This is a genomic window from Neorhizobium sp. R1-B, assembly GCF_004368875.1.
GTDB classification, from domain to species: Bacteria; Pseudomonadota; Alphaproteobacteria; order Rhizobiales; family Rhizobiaceae; genus Neorhizobium; species Neorhizobium huautlense.
On the sequence record NZ_SOEM01000056.1, the window covers coordinates 1 to 1008 of the forward strand.

Consider the following 1008-nt stretch of genomic DNA (forward strand, 5'->3'; position numbering starts at 1 on the left):
GTCCTGCTGCCAATGTAGCCGCAGGGCTGGTGCCCAACCGATGAAGGCCCTTCAGTCCTACAACGCAAAAGAGGCAGACAGAAGCTTTGCCGGTATTGCAGGGTCGTCCGCGTCAGTAACGAGTAGCAGGTCCAGCGTATCATTTACAATGTGAGCGCTGATACCTTCCACCTTATATGGCTGTTCGAGCTGGTGCAGCGAGAGCAACCGCCCATGTTTGTCAACGATCCCGATCGCGCCTCCTACGCAGCGGCCATCAAGATATGCGTCGTTCGTATCTTCCGCCACAGCACATAATACCACGTCACCATTGGGTAGAGATGCCGCATCGGTAAAGCAGAGTGGTACGCCCTCGATCGAACCAAGATCCACTTTCATAATGTCGGATGGCGCAAGGGCTGCAGTATTCGAACCTCGCAATGCCGCAAGGGCGGGAAGCAATGGGAAACGGATAACCGCATTGTCGATGTGTCTCTTGTTACCGCGCTGACATAGCAGGAGTTCATCGCCAACCACTGTTGCTCCTTCGATATTGAGTTCCGGGAACGTTCGATGAAGCGAACCCAAAATGGGAGCCATGTCGAGTTCCTCGGGCGAACCGCAAACCGCGCCGTGGCGATCAAGGCCAATGAGAACGCCGCGAGCGCGGTTCGGCCGCGATGCCGATCCAAAAGCCAGCAGAGCGCCATACGAATAGCCATGGAAAGCAGGGACGAAAGTGATCGCCTCCAGGTCTGGCTTTTCGCGCTTTCGCTCAGCCTTGTTCACGGGCAAATCGCCCGAAAACAGACGGATCTCATAACCCGGCTCAGAGGTACCGGCGGAAAACACTCCAAGGTGAAGGGCGTCATCAGCAACGACATAGATGTGCGAGCCGACGCAAACCAGACCGCTCGCGGCACTGATATAAGGGGGCTGTGTTTCAGGCTGTGCCGGAGACACGTCGAGTGCCCGAATTTCGGTCGTGGCAATCATTGCTATTTCCTATCACCATTGACGTCTGGGCTC

Annotated in this window: 1 protein-coding gene; it reads right to left on the reverse strand. The window is 56.1% G+C overall.

Translation table 11 applies throughout. From position 1 onward, the window contains the following. Positions 1 to 57: 57 nt before the first annotated feature. Positions 58 to 975 (reverse strand): hypothetical protein, encoded by a 918-nt coding sequence (locus tag EDE05_RS26655; RefSeq protein ID WP_134103330.1) that lies wholly within the window; start codon positions 973 to 975, stop codon positions 58 to 60. Between the last annotated feature and the right edge of the window lie 33 nt (positions 976 to 1008).